Below are 14860 nucleotides of genomic sequence, written 5' to 3'. Positions count from 1 at the left end.
ATTGGTCATCTGTTACCCCTTGGCGGTCAGGTTGACGGTCGGGTTGATGAACCCGTAAAGCAGATCGACCAGGGTATTGGTCACCACGAAAATCAGTCCCACGAAGATGACGTAGGCGGTGATCAGCGGGGTATCGACCCGGTGGATCGCTTCGAGGAACAGGAAGCCGGTCCCCGGCCACTGGAACACGCTCTCGGTCAGTATGGTATAGGCCACCATGGTGCCGATCTGCACGCCGCCGACGGTAATGACCGGCAGCATGGTGTTCTTCAGGGCGTGCTGATAGTAAACCTTGTTGTTGTCCAACCCCTTGGCACGGGCAAACTTGACGTACTCGGAGGAGAGCTGCTCCAGCATCTCGGAGCGCACCAGCCGGATGAACAGCGGCAGCATGATGGAAGAGAGCGATACCGCGGGCAGGATCAGGTGCTTGATACCGTCCCAGGTGAAGAAGCCCGACTCCCAGCCCAGCAGGTTACGGGTCTCGCCACGGCCATAGGCGGGCAGCCAGCCGAGCTGGATGGAGAAGAGGTACATCAGCATGATGGCGGTCAAAAAGACCGGGATCGAGATGCCGATACTGCTCCCCGCCATGATCATCTTGGTCGGTATGCTGCGCTGGCGGATCGCGGAGTAGACCCCAAGCGGAATGGAGACCACAACGATGATCAAGGCGGCGCCGAACACCAGCTCAAGGGTAGCCACCAGCTTGTCGAGGATCACCTCGAGGGCCGGTCGCTTGAAGAAATAGGAAGTACCCAGATCCCCCTGTACCGCATTTTTCAAAAAGCGGCTGTATTTGATGAGGAAAGGGTCGTTGAGGCCCATCTTCTCGCGCAATTCGTGACGCTGGGCTTCGGAGACGGATTGTCCCACCAGCTCGCGCAACGGATCCCCCAGGTTGTCCTGGATGGAGAAGGCGACCAGGCTGATGACGAACATCACTATCACGGCCTGATAGAACCGTTTCAGCAGGAATGTAAACATGCTTGTCCTTCTACATGGCCTGTGTCTTGGCACAGGCTTCTGTTAGTGGGCGGAGTGGCCAGCTGACCACCCCGCCCCGTCTTTCCTTGGTGCTTCGCTTACTTGCCGACCACCAGATCGCCGAAGTAAGGGAAGTTCATCACGTTGACCACCGGCTTGATATCGGCGTTTTTCTTGGCGCCATAGGCCAGATCTTCCCAATGAAGCGGCACATAGGCAGCGTCATCGATCAGCATGGCTTCCACCTTCTGCAACATGGCGGCACGCTTGGCCGGATCGGTTTCGGCGTTGGCATCCATCACCAGCTTGTCAGCCTCTGCGTTGGCATAACCGGCGCAGTTGTACTGACCCATGCCAGTCTTGGCGTCCTTGGTGAAGGTCAGGAACTCGAAGAAGTTCGCGGTATCTTCAGTGTCTGAGTGCCAGCCGATCAGCTGCATGTCAGCGGCGCACTTGTCAAACTCGGGCCAGTATTGCGCCACCGGCATGGTCTTCAGATCCACCTTGATGTTGATCTTGGCCAGCATGGCGGAGACGGCCTGGGCAATCTTGACGTCGTTGACGTAACGGGCAGCCGGGGAGATGAAGCTCATCTTGAAGCCTTGCTCGTAGCCGGCTTCCTTCATCAGCTGCTTGGCCTTGACCAGATCATACTGGGGCTTGAGCGCCTCGTTGTGACCGGCATAGCCTTTCGGGCTCAGCTGGCCAGCGGGAGTACCGAAGCCCTTGTTGATCTTCTCGACGATGCCCACCTGGTTGATGGCGTAGTTGATGGCCTGACGCACGCGCTTGTCTTTCAGCGCCGGGTTGGTGTTCTGGTTCAGCTCTATGATGATGGCGCGGGTACCGGACAGGGTCACCAGCTGGGTGTCCTTGCCATTCTTGACGCGCTCCAGATCGTTTGGCGCAACCGGGTAGATCACGTCCACGTCCCCACCCAGCAAGGCGGCAACACGGGTCGCATCTTCCTTGATCGGCACCACGGTCAGGTTCTCGACGTTGCCCTTGGAGGCCTTGTCCCAGTAGTTGGCGTTGCGGGCATATTCGAGCTTGACGCCCTGCTCACGGAACTTGACGCTGAACGGGCCGGTGCCGGAGACGTGAGTGGAGGCGTAGGAGTCGCCGTTCTTGACGATCTCACCCTTCTCTTTGCCTGCCTCGGTCTTGCCGGTGTAGAACTTGGAGTCCATCGGGAAGATGTAGGTAACGGTCTGCAGCACCAGCGGGAACGGCTTGGCGGTGATCAGATCGACCGTGTACTCATCGACCTTCTTCACTTCGGCGATGGGATCGAAGATGGCCTTGAAGTCGACGGAAGACTTCAGGCGGTTGACGGTCCACACCACGTCGTCGGCGGTGAAGTCATTGCCGGAGTGGAACTTGACACCCTTGCGCAGGAAGAAACGCACCGTCTTGTCATCGATACGCTCATACTTCTCGGCCAGACGCGGCTCGAATTTCAGATCCTGGGTGTAACGCATCAGGGGATCGAACACCAGGTGCGACATCTCCAGAGTCTGACCGGAGAGCTGCTCCTGCGGGTCCAGCGAGGTGGCATCCGAGGCAACGGCGACCTTGATGTCGACGGCGGAAACGTTAAACGCGAAACCAGCGGCGAACAGCGCCAGGGCAATCTTGGATAATCCTTTCTTCATGTCTTTCTCCATGCTTTTGGCTTTTTTATTGACAGACAAACCGGCGAACCGGTGCTTTCCTAGCTTGCGATTTCCAGCCCCTCGCGGGACATTCCCTTGAACTCCGGCATGAGGGAAATCAGCTTGCGGCTGTACTCATGCTCGGCATTGGTAAACAGTTTTTCGGTCTCGGCCACCTCCACCAGATGACCGTGCTGCATCACGCCGATACGATCGCACATCTGGCGGATCACCGGCAGATCGTGGCTGATGAACAGCATGGTGAGCCCGAGTTCCTGCTGCAGATCCTTGAGCAGGTTGAGGATCTGGGCCTGTACCGACACATCCAGCGCCGAGGTGGGCTCGTCGCAGATGAGGAAGCGTGGCCGGGTCGCCAGGGCGCGGGCGATGGAGATGCGCTGACGCTGACCGCCGGAGAATTCGTGGGGATACTTGACCCCGGCACCACGGCCGAGCCCGACGTGATCGAGCAGGTCGTTGACGATGCCCTCGATTTGGCTCTCGCTGCCCGCCAGCTTATGGAAACGGATGGGCTCGGCGATGATGTCACGCACCTTCATGCGCGGGTTCATCGAGGAGTAAGGGTTCTGGAACACCATCTGCATCTGGCGACGCAGGGGACGGCGCTCGTGCTCCCCTTTCAGAGCCGTCAGATCGATCCCCTCGAAGAAGATCTTGCCGGTATCGGGCGGATAGAGGCCGGTGATGGCACGGGCTATGGTGGATTTGCCGGAACCCGACTCCCCCACCAGACCGAAGGTTTCCCCTTCGAAGATCTCGAAGCTGATGTTGTTGCAGGCACGCACGTACTGGCGGCGGCTCGGGAAGATGGAGTCCTTGGTGACAAACCTCAGATCCACGTTCTCCACCCGCAGCAGGGCCCCCTCGTAGGCGCGTTCGTCCTGACTCTGGCCGAGCCAGTGGGTCTTGAGATCGATATTGGTATCCGGCGCACTGGCATCCTCGATGTAGGAGACCAGCGGGAAGCGCACCAGCTTGACGTCCGAACGTGGCACCGCCGAGATGAGGCTGCGGGTATAAGGGTGATTGGGGCGGCCCAGCACCTGCTCCGTGGTGCCAAACTCCACCAGATCGCCACGGTACATGACCGCCACCTTGTCGGTGACGTTGGAAACCACGCCCATGTCGTGGGTCACCAGCATGCAGCCCACCTGGCGCTCTTTGCAGAGGTTGCGGATGAGCTGGAGGATCTGATCCTGAATGGAGACGTCGAGGGCCGTGGTCGGTTCATCGGCGATGATGAGCTCGGGATCGCCGGAAAGGGCGATAGCGATGACCACCCGCTGACGCATGCCACCGGAAAACTGGTGTGGATACTGTTTGATGCGCAATTCTGGTTGCGGGATCCCGACCGCGCCCATCAGCTCGAGCGCCTTGGCAAAGGCGGCGTTGCGAGAGAGCTCGGTATTGGCAAGAATGGTCTCCACCAGTTGCTGCTCAACGGTGAACAGCGGATTGAGGGAGGTCATGGGATCCTGGAAGATGAAGCCGATGCGGGCACCACGGATGGCCCACATCTCGTTCTGGCTCTTGCCGGAGATGAGTTCACCGTTGAGATAGATGTCACCACGGGCGATACGGCCAGGCGGGCTCAGCAGATCGATGACGGCATTGCCTATGGTGGACTTGCCGGCGCCAGATTCGCCCACCACACCGACGATCTCCCCTTTTTCAACACACAAAGAGAGATCTTTGACCGCGGCCAGCACCCCATAGCGGGAGGGATACTCGATCCGCAAGTTTTTCACTTCGAGCAAGGACATGTTTACCTCTGCGGGGGACATCCGTCCCAAATAATTCGTCCGTAAATCGGCCGCAGATGCCGGTTGTGCCTTGAGTACTGATCTTGAGTGCTTTTTTGAGTAATAAACGCTCAATCCATGAGGCAGCGAAACCAGCGATCCGGGCGGGTTTTTTGCATTTTTTTGGAATAACCCGCGAGTAACTTAGACGGTTTGACCGCGAGTGTAAATGATCGAGTTATACAATTTCGCAATACTTTGCGCAGTCAGCGACCATTACAGCAGTCATAAATGATGATTTATGTCACATAACCAGACTATATAACCATTGAAAAGTATTTTTAGTGCTTTTACTTTCAACAAGGACGCAACAGGCGGGAATAATCACTATAAGCACAATAGCATTAAGCTTCGAATGAGTAGTGAATATTTATGTGAAATGATTTTTTAACGGCAGCATATGCCGGTGAATGAAAACTAAACAGAGCTATATAGGGGAACACCAGACTGGCGCTCCCCCCATGCGGGGAGATTCATCCCAGCCAGTATGCCAGCAATTGCATACAAAACAGGGCGAACAAACCGGCGATGAGATCGTCCAGCATGATGCCGAGTCCGCCGTGAATCCGGCGATCAAACCAGGAGATGGGCCAGGGCTTGAACACATCGAACAACCGGAACAGCACGAAGCCGGCCAGCACCCACTCCCAACCGGCCGGCGCCGCTATCATGGTCACGCCAAAACCGATCACCTCGTCCCAGACGATGGCACCGTGATCCGGCATGCCGATGGCATCGGTGGCACTCTGGCAAATGCGAATGCCCGCGACGAACCCCACCGCCAGCAAGGCGATGAACCAGGGCGTTGCCAGGCCGCTCACCAGCAGATAGAGCGGAATGGCGACCAGCGTCCCCATGGTGCCCGGCGCCCTGGGCGAGAGACCCGAGCCAAACCCCACTGCCAGCAAGTGAAGCGGATTCTTTAGATCCAGTCTTTTCAGCTCGGGCCTTATCATAAAAAAGGTCATGCGAAGTGATCCCACCCTTTCAACTGCAGGTCAATCGCTTGCTCGCCGCTCAGGTAGTCGATGCCCGGCTCGCCGGCCACAATACGGCCGATGCGGGTGAACTTGACGCCACAGTTGGCCAGCGCGGTATCCAGCGCGCCGCGGTGCTCCTCCGGCACGGTGAAGCAGAGCTCGTAGTCATCACCACCGGCCAGCGCCAGTTGCCAGGCATCCTGCTCGGAGACCGCATCCTGCAACACGGGCGAGAGGGGCAGCAGACCAAGGTTTATCTGGGCCCGCACCCCGGAAGCCTTGAGGATATGGCCGAGGTCCGAGGAAATCCCATCCGACAGATCCAGCGCACTGCTCGCCAGCCCGCGCAGGGCTTGTCCTGCCAGAATGCGGGGATGAGGATGATCGAGCCGTGGCAACACAGCCGCCAGCTGGTTCTCGTTGAGACTCCGCTTGCCGAGCAGATGAGAGAGCGCCAAGGCGGCATCCCCCAGGGTACCGGTGACATAGATGCCATCACCGGCCTTGGCACCGCTGCGCATCAAGGCACGACCGGCAGGAACGGATCCCTTCACCGAGACGGTGATGGAGAGCGGGCCGCGGGTCATGTCCCCGCCCACCAGCGCCACGTTGTAGTATTCGGCCAGTTCGAGAAAGCCTTCGGCAAAGCCGGCGACCCAGGGTTCGTTGATGGCCGGCAACGTCAGTGCCAGCGACACCCAGCGCGGCTCGGCGCCCATGGCGGCAAGATCGGACAGATTGACCGCCAGCGCCTTGTAGCCGAGATCCACCGGATCCATGTCGGGAAAGAAGTGAACGCCGCTCACCAAGGTATCCGTGCTCACCGCCAGCTGGGTATCGGCCGGCAGGGTCAGCAGGGCGCAGTCATCTCCAGGGCCCATCACCACGTCCTTGCGGGCGTGGGGGACCTTGAAGTACTTATCAATCAGCTCAAATTCACCCATACAGTAAAAAGCCAGCGGTTAGGCTGGCTCCTCTCTTAATGCTGACGGACAGCAGGATCAGCGCTTGGCCAGCGTCTTGATCACCTTGTCCAGTACACCGTTGACAAACTTGTGGCTGTCATCGGCAGCAAAGGCCTTGGCCAACTCGATCGCTTCGTTGATCACCACGCGCGGCGGCACATCATCACGACGGGTCAGCTCATAGGTCGCCAGACGCAGGATCGCCTTGTCCACCATGTCCACTTCTTCCAGCGGACGGGAGAGGAAAGGGGAAAACACCTTGTCCAGCTCGTTGCAGTGGAGGGCTACCCCGAACAGCAGATCGCGGAAGTAGTTCAGGTCCACACCCTTGGTGTCCTGATCTATCTTGAACTGCTCTTCGATGTCGCCCACGTTGGCCCTGGTCATCTGCCACTGGTAGATGGCCTGGGTGGCGCAATGGCGGGCTTTACGGCGCTCGGACGGTTTCAATGTACTTCTCCTCGTTACACGTCCAGCTGTTTCAGGACGTTGATCATTTCGAGCGCGCTCAGTGCAGCCTCTGCACCCTTGTTACCCGCCTTGGTACCGGCGCGCTCGATGGCTTGTTCAATGTTTTCTGTGGTCAGCACGCCGAAGGCAACCGGAATCTCATATTCCATCATTACCTGGGCCATGCCCTTGCTGCTCTCGCTTGCCACCAGCTCGAAGTGGTAGGTGCCGCCACGGATGACGGTGCCCAGCGCGACGATGGCGTCGTATTGACCACTCTTGGCCAACTTCTTGATAGCCAAGGGAATTTCGACGGCGCCCGGCACTCGTACCAGAGTGAGATTGCTGTCCTGGACTTGACCTTGACGCTTCAGCACGTCCACAGCACCGTCCACCAGGCTTTCGTTGATGAAGCTGTTGAAACGGGCAACGACAATAGCAACGCGCGCCTCAGGAGCGGCGATATTTCCTTCGATAACCTTCATTGGAAATCCTGTATCTGTGCAATCAAAAGGGGCCGGAGTCAAAAGTGCGCACATTCTAGCACAAAGGGGAATCGGACAAAAACATGCATCACAGTTTCGACAACGAGACTGCTATTGATCTTTTTATTAACTGCTCCGACCTGTTAATAATACGTGGCCCTGGCATGGGCTAAAAATAATAACATCAAGGAGTTCAGTATGTTGGATTTAAAACGCAGCAGCATCGTAGTCGCCTGCCTGCTGCCATTGGCTGTTCAGGCAGACGGTGGTGGTAGCCCGCGCATCATCGGCGGCAGTGCCGTGACGGCCCCAAGCTGGATGGTGGCAGTCGGCGAAGTCGTCAACGGCAACTGGAGCAATTTCTGCGGCGGCACCCTCATCGACAAGCAGTGGGTACTCACCGCAGCGCATTGCGTAGCGGATGCCCAGTCCGGCACCATGGAAGTGGCCATCGGAGTGACAGACCTGAGCCGACCTCACATTCGCAGCAAGGTCGATCAGGTGCTGATGCACCCCGAGTATTATGTCAATTTGCTCAGCAATCTGGGTAACGGCGAGCCCCCATCCTCTTCGGATGTGGCCCTGCTGCACCTTGCCACTCCGGTCACCCAGGCCCCCATCGCCATCGCAGACCCAGTCATCAAGGATACCTGGCAGTGGAGCACGACCATGCTGCATGCCCTTGGTTACGGTGGCACCGACCCCGATGCGACCAAATCCAGCCCGCAGCTGCTGGCAGTGGATCTCGCCTATCGGGGGGAGCGGGACTACTGGTACGGTGACCCGACCACCACCCACATCTTTGCCGGCAGCCTGGCCGGTCAGGACACCTGCAAAGGCGACAGTGGCGGTCCGCTGACTTATGGCGGCAAGCTGGTCGGCGTGACCAGCTACGGGGCTTTCCCCTGTGCAACCGGCAGCGCCGGTGGCTACGTCTACGCGCCTGCCTTCAGTGACTGGATCACCGAGCAGCAGCAGGGCATTACCCTGACCACGATCCGCGGCCTCGTCCTGCCCTCAGGCACCAGTGGCTGGGCCGACTACCTGCTAGCCAACCGCAGCAATCAGGCTGTGACCCTGAGCGGCGTCTACAGTGATGCTCCGGCCATGAGCAACGGCTGTCCCGGCCGTCTGGAAGCAGGCCAAACCTGCGCCCTGCGCCTTCGTGCCGACGGCAACGACACGGTCGGCACGCTTCGCCTGCAGGGGGTAGAACTCACCGTCACTGACGAGCGAGGCGCGAGTCAGCGTCTTGAAGCCGCCTTGATCAGCCTCACCAGCGAACCCACCAAGACCCCTGACCCAACAACGACCACCACGACCTCAAATGTTGGCGGTGGTGGTGGCGCCATGGGTCTCGGAGCCCTGTTGCTGTTGCCGCTTGTCTGGTTGCGCCGTCGCCGCTAAGGCAAAACAACAAGGGATGACCGAGGTCATCCCTTGTTTCATATCCATTTCATCGCATCAGGCTTATTCGCCCACGTACTCCACCACTTCCAGGCCGAAACCGCCGAGGGCATGGTATTTCTTCGGCGAGCTCAACAGCCGCATCTTGCCGACCCCAAGTGTCTTGAGGATCTGGGAGCCCACACCGACCCGGCGCGAGGTGCCCTGCCACTTGGCCCCTTCCGGTGCCAGCCCCTTGTCGGCAGCTTCAAAGCCTTTGACCCGGGCCAGCAGCTCCTCGCCGTGGGCCTCTGCCCCCAGGATCACCAGCACACCGCCCTCCTGGGCGATGCGTGCCATGGACTTGGGCAGCGGCCAGCTGCGGGCGGCGTGACGGTTGGTCAGCAGCAGATCGCTCAGCACGTCGTGCAGATGGACCCGCACCAGAGTCGGCTGCTCGGTCTGGATCTCGCCTTTCTTCAGGGCAAAGTGCACCTGGTTGTCGATGGTGTCGCGGAAGGTGATGAGGTCGAACTCGCCATATTCGGTAGGCAGCTTGCACTCGGCCACTTTCTCGACCGTGGTCTCGTGCTGATTGCGGTACTCGATGAGGTCGGCGATGGTGCCAAGCTTGATGCCGTGCTGCTCGGCGAAGATCTCCAGGTCAGGACGGCGCGCCATGGTGCCATCCTCGTTGAGGATCTCGACAATGACGGAAGCCGCCTCGTAACCGGCCAGCCGGGCCAGATCGCAGCCAGCCTCGGTGTGACCGGCGCGGGTCAGCACGCCGCCATCCTGCGCCATCAGCGGGAAGATATGACCCGGTTGCACCAGATCGGCGGCCTTGGCATTGGGCGCGACCGCAGCCTGTACGGTCACCGCGCGATCGGCAGCCGAGATGCCGGTGGTCACCCCTTCGGCCGCTTCAATGGTCACGGTGAAGGCGGTAGAAAACTGGGCATTGTTGCGGTCCACCATCAGCGGCAGCGCCAGCTGCTTGCAGCGATCCCGGGTCAGGGTCAGACAGATGAGGCCACGGCCATAGCGGGCCATGAAGTTGATATCCTCCGGGCGGACACAGGAGGCGGCCATGATGAGGTCCCCTTCGTTTTCCCTGTCTTCGTCATCCATCAGGATCACCATCTTGCCAGCCTTGATATCGGCAATGATTTCCTGGGTTGTGCTCAGCGCCATGGGCTACTCCATCAACATGCTTCGGGGATTGAGCCTGCCGGCTCGGCTTGATACGGAATTATTCTGCTCTAGATGGGGGCACAAGGCCCCATTTCAATCGGAGCGAGATCACAGAAAAGCGTTTTTCCCGCGGTATCGGTCGCTACAGGAAGCCGGACTGGGCCAGCTTTTCCAGCGTCAAGGTCGATGACGAGCTGTCATGTGCCTTGCCTTGCATCAGTCGCTCCAGATAGCGGGCTATCTGATCCACCTCGAGGTTGACCCTGTGGCCCGGCTTCCAGCGCGCTATGGTGGTCTCCTGGACGGTGTGGGGCACTATCGTCAAGCGGAACAAGTCTCCCTGCACGGCGTTGACCGTCAGGCTGATGCCATCCACCGCAATCGACCCCTTCTCGGCGATGTAGCGGGAGAGCTCCGTCGGCGCCTTGATCCAGTATTCGATGGCGCGGCCGCTGGCGGACTTGCTCTTCACTTCGCCGATGCCGTCCACATGGCCGGAGACCAGATGGCCTCCCAAGCGGGAGGTGGGCATCAGTGCCTTCTCAAGATTGACGGGATCGCCCACCCTGGCCTCGGCAAAGCCGGTGCGCGACAGGGTTTCCAGCGACACGTCGGCGGTATAGCGTTTGTCGCCCAGCGCGACCACAGTGAGGCAGACGCCGTTGGTGGCGATGGAGTCGCCCAGCTTGACGTCACTGAAGTCGAGACCAGGTGCGTGCACGGTAAGAGCCATGTCTTCACCCTGCCGACGCAGCTCGGCCAGGGTTCCCACCGCTTCGATAATTCCGGTAAACATGCAGATCACCTTGCTGATGACGGGGGCAGGCGCTGCCCCCCTTGAACATTGATAAATCAGGCTATTTTGGCGGTAATGCGAATATCTTGGCCGACCATGCGCACATCCTTGATGTTGAGCTTGGGAGCCTGGAACAGCCGGGTAAGTTCGGGCAGATGGAACAGGCCACGCCCCTCATCCCCCATCAGTCTGGGCGCCTGGTAGAGCACCAGCTCATCCACCAGCCCCTTGTTCAGCAGGGCGCCACACAGCCGCGGCCCGGCCTCCACCAGCACGGAGTTGATGTGCTGCTTGGCCAGCAGCATGAAGAGGCTGACCAGATCAAGCTTGCCATCCAGCAACGGCAGCTCCAACTGCTGCACCCAGGCCGGCCAGTCGCCGGCAGCCTTGTGGCGGGCCAGCAAGACCGGGCCTGTGCTCTGGAACAGGGGCAAGTCCGGAGTGAGCCGGTTTTGCGAATCGACGATGACCCGCAGCGGCTGGCGCAGGGTCTCTTTGGGGTAGCTGGCCTTGACCGAGGGGGGCAACTCGTCCCAGCGCACGGTCAGCGAGGCTCCGTCGGCCAGCACGGTTTCAGCACTGGAGAGCACCGCATCGTGACGGGCCCGCAGTCGCTGCACATCGGCACGGGCCAGGGGGCTCGTGATCCACTGACTCTCGCCGCTTGCCATGGCGGTGCGACCATCCAGGCTGGCGCCGAGCTTGATCGTCACCTGCGGGAAGGCGGTGCGCATCCGCTTGAAGAAGCCCGGATTGAGTGCCTCGGCCTCGGCGCTGAGCAGGCCGAAGTCGGTCTTGATGCCGGCCTCAGACAACATGCGCAGCCCGCGTCCACCCACCTCGGGATTGGGATCGACCATGGCGGCGACCACCCGGGTCACCCCGGCCTTGATCAGCGCCTCGGCGCAGGGCGGGGTACGGCCATGGTGGGAACAGGGCTCCAGGGTCACATAGGCGGTGGCGCCACGGGCCTGCTCACCGGCGGCATGCAGGGCATAGACCTCGGCATGGGGCTCGCCGGCACGCTTGTGCCATCCCTCACCGACCACAACGCCGGCTTTCACCAGCACAGCGCCGACGCAAGGATTGGGCGCCGTGGTATAGCGGCCGCGGCGGGCCAGTTCGAGGGCCCGACTCATCCATTGGTAATCATCTTGACTAAACATATGGGCTCCCGTTTCAGGCGAGAAAATAGGATCGATGAAGCAACCGGCAAGCGGGTTTACTTCTCCAGCTTGGCGATCTCTTCACCAAATTCGCGAATGTCTTCGAAGCTGCGATAGACGGAGGCAAAGCGGATATAGGCGACCTTGTCCAGGCCCTTGAGCTCATCCATCACCAGATTGCCCACCAGCTGGGAGGCAACTTCGCGCTCACCTGTGGCCCGCAGCCGGGACTTGATGTGGTTGACCCCCTTCTCGATGGCCTCCATGCTTACCGGCCGCTTCTCCAGAGCCCGCAGTATGCCGGCACGCAGCTTGTCTTCATTGAAGGGTTCACGGGAGCCGTTGGACTTGATGACGCGAGGCATCACCAGCTCGGCCATCTCGAAGGTGGTGAAGCGCTCATGACAGAGCAGGCACTCACGACGGCGGCGCACCTGATGGCCTTCTGCCACCAGACGGGAATCGATCACCTTGGTATCAACGGCACTACAGAAAGGGCAATGCATCTGACCTCCGGCGTTAACTGAAAAGGCACCTGCCCCACGGGGTCAGGATCTTGGCCGGCCAGTGTAGCACGGCCATCCAAAGCCGGTAAAAGCCCAGAAAAACAATATGTCACCGCAGATGCACCTTAGCAATATCAGCCAGTACGCAGCGCCTCTATGGCCGCGTCTGACAACCAGATCACAGTATTTGCGTCACCCTCGATCAGCGCAACGATGGCCTCTCTCGGTTTGCCAGGCCTCAGTCCCATAGAATGCCGCCTGGGAGCGGTTCAGATGCTCAAGGTCATCGTAGGCCCGCATCAGAAAATAGGCGTCCGGATCATGCAAGGAGGGACCATGGCTCACCACATCCATCCCCCAGGCAAGGTGCAAGGGCAGACTCTGCTCGCTGACCAGCCGATGAAACGCAGCACGGCTCCCTGCCTTGAGCCGATAGCTCCGTATCTCCAGCACTCGCTTCATCACGCTTTCTCCTGCTAAAAAATGGTGCCTGGAAGGCTGTATGGCCGAACTCAGTCGGCCAGGGGCTCAATCGTCATAGGGCAAGGCGTCGGGGTCACACGCCGTGTGATCAGGCGTCGGATCCTGCACAAACTGCACCGCATCGATATGGGCGTGGCCCTGCATCAAGGCCTTGCTCACCCTGTGCATGCCATCCATCACCCGTCCCGCACTGTCCAGAATGATGGGATAGGCGAGATCGGCGGCCAGCATCAGCTGACAGTGCTCTATGATGCTGCGTACCGTGGGTCTGGCTTCGCCATGTCCGTACCAGTGCTCGCTATCGAGCTCCGCAATCTGTGCCAGCGGCACAGCTTGCACCGGCAGCCCGCGGCTCAGCCGTACCAGACGGCGCACATCCCATGCCAGCAGGCCCTCCGGGCTATCACGAAAATGGTACTGGGCGCGGATGGACAAGATCAGATCGTCATCTGTGCTCGCACTCTGGCCTGGCATGGTGCCTCCTCTATCGGTCGAATGAGTACAGCCCTATGGCAAGGCCGGAGCAGAAACAACAATGCCACCCTGGGGTGGCATTGTTTTTATACCAGAGTCTCTGGCGTATCAGGCATAAACCGGGAAACGACGGCAGATATCCAGTACCTGCTCGCGCACTGTGGCCAGCACGGCATCGTTGTCATGGTTGTCCAGCACGTCGCAGATCCAGTTGGTCAGCTGGATGGACTCGGCTTCCTTGAAACCGCGGCGGGTAATGGCCGGGGTACCGATCCGCACACCCGAGGTGACGAAGGGAGAGCGCGGGTCGTTCGGCACCGAGTTCTTGTTGACCGTGATGTTGGCCTTGCCAAGGGCGGCATCGGCTTCTTTACCGGTCAGCTCGCGGCCGATCAGGTCAACCAGCATGAGGTGGTTGTCGGTACCGCCGGAGACGATCTTGTAACCGCGCTCGATGAAGGTGGCCGCCATGGCTTTGGCGTTTTTGACCACCTGAGCCTGATAGGTCTTGAACTCGGGCTCCAGCGCCTCTTTGAAGGCAACGGCCTTGCCGGCGATGACATGCATCAGCGGGCCGCCCTGGCCGCCCGGGAAGACGGCGGAGTTCAGCTTCTTGTAGAGATCTTCGTCATCGGCGGCGGAGAGGATCAGACCACCACGGGGACCGGCCAGGGTCTTGTGGGTGGTGGAGGTGACCACGTGGGCGTGGGGCACCGGGTTCGGGTAGACGCCAGCGGCGATGAGGCCAGCCACGTGAGCCATGTCAACGAACAGCCAGGCACCGATCTTGTCGGCGATTTCGCGCATGCGCGCCCAGTCAACCACGCCTGAGTAGGCGGAGAAGCCGCCTATCATCATCTTTGGCTTGTGCTCAACCGCCAGACGTTCCATTTCGTCATAGTCAATCTTGCCGGACTCATCGATACCGTAGGGGATGATGTTGTACAGCTTGCCGGAGAAGTTCACCGGGGAGCCGTGGGTCAAGTGACCACCGTGGGCCAGGTTCATACCCAGCACGGTATCGCCCGGCTGCAGCAGGGCCATGTAGACGGCGCTGTTGGCCTGGGAGCCGGAGTGAGGCTGCACGTTGGCGTAGGTGGCACCAAACAGTTCCTTGGCGCGCTCGATGGCCAGGGTTTCGACCACGTCGACGTACTCGCAACCACCGTAGTAGCGCTTGGCCGGGTAGCCTTCAGCGTACTTGTTGGTCAGCTGGGAGCCTTGGGCTTCCATGACACGGGGGCTGGTGTAGTTCTCAGACGCGATCAGCTCGATATGCTCTTCCTGACGACGGGTCTCGTCTGTGATGGCCTGCCACAGCTCTGGATCATAGCCTGCGATGGTCATGTCACGTTTCAACATCCGTTTCTCTCCTGAAAATCGTTTGCGCGTTAGGTGAAGTGGGCAGCGGCATTGTAACGTGAGCGAGATCAAAGAGACAGTCCAACCACCTAAAAATTTGTTTAAAAAATGTAAAATGCGTCGCAAATATCCCAGCCTGCATCGGCAC

General features: G+C 59.8%; 14 protein-coding genes and 1 pseudogene. 1 reads left to right on the top strand and 14 read right to left on the bottom strand.

Annotated features, from left to right (window positions below):
• Positions 1–12: 12 nt before the first annotated feature.
• The 7 genes from ACW5XD_RS01200 to ribH form a co-directional block, all read right to left on the bottom strand.
• Positions 13–987 carry an ABC transporter permease gene (locus tag ACW5XD_RS01200; protein ID WP_456493262.1) on the bottom strand — a complete coding sequence of 325 codons (975 nt, stop codon included), beginning with the start codon at positions 985–987 and terminating at the stop codon, positions 13–15.
• A 98-nt stretch (positions 988–1085) separates the two neighbouring features.
• On the bottom strand, positions 1086–2642 hold the full coding sequence (locus ACW5XD_RS01195; protein ID WP_456493261.1) for an ABC transporter substrate-binding protein: 1557 nt from the start codon (positions 2640–2642) through the stop codon (positions 1086–1088).
• A gap of 59 nt (positions 2643–2701) precedes the next feature.
• The gene (locus ACW5XD_RS01190) at positions 2702–4426 is read right to left on the bottom strand and encodes a dipeptide ABC transporter ATP-binding protein (RefSeq protein ID WP_456493260.1); all 1725 of its coding nucleotides are present in this window, start codon (positions 4424–4426) and stop codon (positions 2702–2704) included.
• A gap of 512 nt (positions 4427–4938) precedes the next feature.
• Positions 4939–5433, bottom strand: coding sequence for a phosphatidylglycerophosphatase A family protein (locus tag ACW5XD_RS01185; RefSeq protein WP_456493259.1), 495 nt, complete (start codon positions 5431–5433; stop codon positions 4939–4941).
• Positions 5430–6389 (bottom strand): thiamine-phosphate kinase, encoded by a 960-nt coding sequence (gene thiL, locus ACW5XD_RS01180; protein WP_456493258.1) that lies wholly within the window; start codon positions 6387–6389, stop codon positions 5430–5432. The genes ACW5XD_RS01185 and thiL overlap by 4 nt, the downstream gene beginning before the upstream one ends.
• A 57-nt stretch (positions 6390–6446) precedes the next feature.
• On the bottom strand, positions 6447–6860 hold the full coding sequence (nusB, locus tag ACW5XD_RS01175) for a transcription antitermination factor NusB (RefSeq protein ID WP_042035824.1): 414 nt from the start codon (positions 6858–6860) through the stop codon (positions 6447–6449).
• A gap of 14 nt (positions 6861–6874) precedes the next feature.
• Positions 6875–7345: a 6,7-dimethyl-8-ribityllumazine synthase gene (ribH, locus tag ACW5XD_RS01170; RefSeq protein WP_005317595.1), complete on the bottom strand. Its 471-nt coding sequence runs from the start codon at positions 7343–7345 to the stop codon at positions 6875–6877.
• A 198-nt stretch (positions 7346–7543) separates the two neighbouring features.
• Between ribH and ACW5XD_RS01165 the strand changes: the two genes are divergently transcribed.
• A complete protein-coding gene (locus tag ACW5XD_RS01165) occupies positions 7544–8752 on the top strand; it encodes a S1 family peptidase (protein ID WP_456493257.1) in 1209 nt (402 codons plus the stop codon).
• A 63-nt stretch (positions 8753–8815) separates the two neighbouring features.
• Here ACW5XD_RS01165 and ribBA read toward each other — a convergent pair whose 3' ends face one another.
• The 7 genes and pseudogenes from ribBA to glyA all read right to left on the bottom strand — a co-directional run bounded on the left by ribBA (position 8816) and on the right by glyA (position 14712).
• Positions 8816–9925: a bifunctional 3,4-dihydroxy-2-butanone-4-phosphate synthase/GTP cyclohydrolase II gene (gene ribBA, locus ACW5XD_RS01160; protein WP_456493256.1), complete on the bottom strand. Its 1110-nt coding sequence runs from the start codon at positions 9923–9925 to the stop codon at positions 8816–8818.
• A 142-nt stretch (positions 9926–10067) separates the two neighbouring features.
• A complete protein-coding gene (locus ACW5XD_RS01155; RefSeq protein WP_456493255.1) occupies positions 10068–10721 on the bottom strand; it encodes a riboflavin synthase in 654 nt (217 codons plus the stop codon).
• 56 nt (positions 10722–10777) lie between these two features.
• Positions 10778–11887, bottom strand: coding sequence for a bifunctional diaminohydroxyphosphoribosylaminopyrimidine deaminase/5-amino-6-(5-phosphoribosylamino)uracil reductase RibD (gene ribD, locus ACW5XD_RS01150; RefSeq protein WP_456493254.1), 1110 nt, complete (start codon positions 11885–11887; stop codon positions 10778–10780).
• A 56-nt stretch (positions 11888–11943) separates the two neighbouring features.
• Complete coding sequence (gene nrdR / locus ACW5XD_RS01145) at positions 11944–12393, bottom strand: transcriptional regulator NrdR (protein WP_042866644.1); 450 nt, start codon at positions 12391–12393, stop codon at positions 11944–11946.
• Between the two features lie 134 nt (positions 12394–12527).
• A pseudogene (locus ACW5XD_RS01140) lies at positions 12528–12855 on the bottom strand (NIPSNAP family protein).
• 66 nt (positions 12856–12921) lie between these two features.
• Entirely contained in the window at positions 12922–13350 is a 429-nt protein-coding gene (locus tag ACW5XD_RS01135) for a hypothetical protein (RefSeq protein ID WP_456493253.1), read from the bottom strand.
• A gap of 108 nt (positions 13351–13458) precedes the next feature.
• Entirely contained in the window at positions 13459–14712 is a 1254-nt protein-coding gene (gene glyA, locus ACW5XD_RS01130; RefSeq protein ID WP_456493252.1) for a serine hydroxymethyltransferase, read from the bottom strand.
• Between the last annotated feature and the right edge of the window lie 148 nt (positions 14713–14860).

Source organism: Aeromonas enterica, assembly GCF_054052465.1.
Note: the sequence above shows the minus strand (reverse complement) of the source record. Positions and strands in the feature narration are given on the sequence as shown.

Coding starts and splice junctions, on each gene's coding strand:
- ACW5XD_RS01190 (WP_456493260.1), bottom strand. CDS start 4,426: ATGTCCTTGCTCGAAGTGAAAAACTTGCGGATCGAGTATCCCTCCCGC.
- glyA (WP_456493252.1), bottom strand. CDS start 14,712: ATGTTGAAACGTGACATGACCATCGCAGGCTATGATCCAGAGCTGTGG.
- ACW5XD_RS01200 (WP_456493262.1), bottom strand. CDS start 987: ATGTTTACATTCCTGCTGAAACGGTTCTATCAGGCCGTGATAGTGATG.
- nrdR (WP_042866644.1), bottom strand. CDS start 12,393: ATGCATTGCCCTTTCTGTAGTGCCGTTGATACCAAGGTGATCGATTCC.
- ribH (WP_005317595.1), bottom strand. CDS start 7,345: ATGAAGGTTATCGAAGGAAATATCGCCGCTCCTGAGGCGCGCGTTGCT.
- ACW5XD_RS01165 (WP_456493257.1), top strand. CDS start 7,544: ATGTTGGATTTAAAACGCAGCAGCATCGTAGTCGCCTGCCTGCTGCCA.
- ACW5XD_RS01185 (WP_456493259.1), bottom strand. CDS start 5,433: ATGACCTTTTTTATGATAAGGCCCGAGCTGAAAAGACTGGATCTAAAG.
- thiL (WP_456493258.1), bottom strand. CDS start 6,389: ATGGGTGAATTTGAGCTGATTGATAAGTACTTCAAGGTCCCCCACGCC.
- ACW5XD_RS01135 (WP_456493253.1), bottom strand. CDS start 13,350: ATGCCAGGCCAGAGTGCGAGCACAGATGACGATCTGATCTTGTCCATC.
- ribD (WP_456493254.1), bottom strand. CDS start 11,887: ATGTTTAGTCAAGATGATTACCAATGGATGAGTCGGGCCCTCGAACTG.
- ribBA (WP_456493256.1), bottom strand. CDS start 9,925: ATGGCGCTGAGCACAACCCAGGAAATCATTGCCGATATCAAGGCTGGC.
- ACW5XD_RS01155 (WP_456493255.1), bottom strand. CDS start 10,721: ATGTTTACCGGAATTATCGAAGCGGTGGGAACCCTGGCCGAGCTGCGT.
- ACW5XD_RS01195 (WP_456493261.1), bottom strand. CDS start 2,642: ATGAAGAAAGGATTATCCAAGATTGCCCTGGCGCTGTTCGCCGCTGGT.